Genomic DNA, 2,517 nt, shown 5'->3' with positions numbered 1-2,517 from the left:
CAACGGTCATCACCCCTCTCCCCCATAGACGGGGCTTCCCAACATCCTAGGATTTTTTGTGATTGATCCTCTATTTTGGCTCGGGCTGTCCTTTCTGCTCGTAGCAGTTAGTTTAACCGCTGTTTTAGTAACTTTATTACCTGCTGTACAAGAGTTAGCGCGGGCAGCTCGTAGTGTGGAAAAATTAGCTGATACCCTAAATCGGGAATTACCACCGACCCTAGAAGCCATTCGGCTGACAGGCTTGGAAATCAGCGACTTGACAGATGATCTTAATCAAGGAGTCAAAAGTGCTGGTCACGTGGTTCAACAGGTTGACCACAGTATTAGCAATGCTAAAAACCAAGCCCAAAAAGTCAAAGAGAATACTCGTAATGTGGTTAAGGGTTTCAAAGCTGCCTGGAAAACTTGGAGGGGTACCTCACCAAAATCCAGGTCAATCGATTCCCTAGCATCATCAGATGCGACCCGTGATGGCTCGCCATCCCTTGACCGTAGGTCACGCTACGCGAACGCCATCACGGAAAGCGCACCTATTCACAGAAAAGCTCTAGAAATTCCTGAGACTGATCAACGCTCATCAGATGTTAATCAGCCAAGGCTCAGAGATAGTAACTATAACCATGAGGTCAATCACGGGACTCGTGAAACCTCTGATTGCGACATCGATGATAATTCTATCGATGATAATTCTTTTTAACGAAGGCAATACCAAGATTCAAACCTGAAGACTATACAGAATAAATAAACAATAAATGTAACGCCACCCTTTAGTTGATAAATTAAAGGGTGGCGTTATACCGTTTTTGTTAATATTTTGTTAATGGATGAAAAATATAGTTAGTTAGTAATTGAGAACTGGTAAACACCAGCAGATAAAAGTATAGCAATCCTATTAAATTAAAACATACAGAAAAATCAGTCCAACTCTCGGTAGATTTGGTGCATCTCATATAGCATGTTTGACATTTATAAAAGCTGCAAAGCTAATCCACGTCAACTTTTGCCTCTTGCCTCTTGCCAATGCCATTGCGCGTAGCGCTATTTTTGTAAAAAAGAAGGAGAGTGTGGGGAGAGCGGGAAGTGTCGGAAGTGTGCGAATTTTTGCCTAATTGCATGCATTGAGATGCACCCTGTAGATTCTTACCCATATTACCTAACTGCGGTCATCTTGCCAATCTTACAACTGGTCAGATTAGGAAAGAAATTCCATTCTACTGCTGACATCACTTACAGATGCATCTTTGAATACTGCCATCAAATCACCCTCAAAATACAAAGCTGTGCTACCGGGTAAGCCATTATCAGCCTCAAGCACATCATATTGATCCGCTACACCATAGAGCTGAATCATGTCTTGAGAATCGAAGTCATCAATCTTTGCATAATCATTGTCACCCCCACCCTGGTAGAAAGCGCCATGATCATCTCCTAGGAGAAAAGTATCTGATCCACCTCCACCAACAAGAACATCAATTTCACCATTACCTCGGGAATCATTTCCAACTCCATTGAGGGTGTCATTACCGGAACCTCCAATCAAAGTGTCCTTGCCAGAGCCACCCTCAAGCAGGTCATGGTCTCCCCCACCATCAAGGCTGTCATCACCGGAACCTCCGATCAAATAGTTGTTGCCAGAGCTACCTTTTAGGGTATCATTGCCATCCCCACCATCAAGATGGTCATCACCCGAAGCTGCGATCAAAGAGTCGTTACCAGCGCCACCCTCAAGGCTGTCATTTCCCTGGTCTCCTCTGAGGTAGTCATCGCCATCGCCACCTTTAAGGAAGTCATCTCCCGCATTTCCTCTGAGGTAGTCATCGTCATCACCACCTTCGATGGTGTCATAACCCGAACCTCCGCTCAGAGTGTCCTCACCTGAACTACCTTTTAGGTTATCGTTACCTACATCTCCCATGATCCAATCATTGCCAGAACCACCCTCAAGGAGGTCATTTCCCTGACCACCTTTCAGAGTGTCATCATGATCCCCACCATCGAGATTGTCATTGCCCCAAGTTCCCCTGACGTAGTCGTTACCGGCACCTCCAACAACACTGTCATCCCCAGAACCTCCTGAAAGAGTATCATCACCCGAGCCACCAATTAGTGTGTCATTATTGCGATTACCCCAAATCTTATCATTACCGGAACCTCCAACAACACTGTCATCCCCATCACCTCCTGAAAGAGTGTCATCACCCGAGCCACCAATTAGTGTGTCATTCTCGCGATTACCCCAAATCTTATCATTACCGAAACCTCCAACAACACTGTCATCCCCAGAACCTCCTGAAAGAGTGTCATCACCCGAGCCACCAATTAGTGTGTCATTGCTTTCACCGCCCTGCTCGGTGATGCTGATATCTGTCGGAGCAATATTCTGGTTTTGAACGTTAATACTGAACGTTTTATCGTAGCTTTCACCCCCGGAGTCGGTGGTGCGGATTTTGATTTGATGAGTATTGTTGACATCAAAGTCTAAAAGACTACCATTTTTGACCTGGAGTTGATTGA

The 2,517-nt window shown here is 45.1% G+C and carries 2 protein-coding genes; one reads left to right on the top strand and one right to left on the bottom strand.

All coding sequences use genetic code 11. The features are described from left to right. The first annotated feature begins 58 nt into the window (after positions 1 to 58). On the top strand, positions 59 to 700 hold the full coding sequence (locus tag F6K53_RS37215) for a DUF948 domain-containing protein (protein WP_293084605.1): 642 nt from the start codon (positions 59 to 61) through the stop codon (positions 698 to 700). Positions 701 to 1,195: 495 nt separating this feature from the next. Here the strand turns inward: F6K53_RS37215 and F6K53_RS37210 are convergent. Beyond that, positions 1,196 to 2,517, bottom strand: a 1,322-nt coding sequence (locus tag F6K53_RS37210; protein WP_293084603.1) for a calcium-binding protein, incomplete at its 5' end; no start/stop codon positions are given.

Source organism: Moorena sp. SIO4A1, assembly GCF_010672065.1.
Taxonomy (GTDB): Bacteria; Cyanobacteriota; Cyanobacteriia; order Cyanobacteriales; family Coleofasciculaceae; genus Moorena.
The sequence above is the reverse complement of the archived record's forward strand: the minus strand, read 5'-3'. Positions and strand labels throughout refer to the sequence as shown.